Origin of the sequence: Halomonas sp. ND22Bw (assembly GCF_003011945.1) — a bacterium.
Classification (GTDB): domain Bacteria; phylum Pseudomonadota; class Gammaproteobacteria; order Pseudomonadales; family Halomonadaceae; genus Halomonas; species Halomonas halophila.
In genome coordinates this window covers 1-276 of the sequence record NZ_PXWD01000743.1, presented here as the reverse complement: position 1 = coordinate 276, position 276 = coordinate 1, and the positions used below count along the sequence as shown (strand labels likewise).

Here is a 276-nt window from a genome sequence, read left to right as displayed (position 1 = left end):
GCGGATCATCTGCGGGCCGTAATTGCCGTAATCGGACGGCCACCACGCCACCGACGAGGTCAGGAACTGCTTGATGTCGCGTTTGAGCGCGTCGTAGTCGAGCGCCGCGAACGCGCTGGCATAGTCGAAATCGGGGCCGAGCGGGTCGGCCGCGAGCCCGTTCTGGTGCAGGAGCTCGACCCGCAGGCGGTGCGGATACCAGTTCTCCAGGGCCGGGCGGCTGCCCAGCGCCCCGCCGATCCGGTCGCCTCCGAACGGGCATCGGCCCGCCATCGG

Annotated in this window: 1 pseudogene; it reads right to left on the bottom strand. The window is 69.9% G+C overall.

The window, feature by feature from the left end:
- A pseudogene (locus CVH10_RS20105) lies at positions 1-276 on the bottom strand (catalase-peroxidase); the annotation flags it as partial.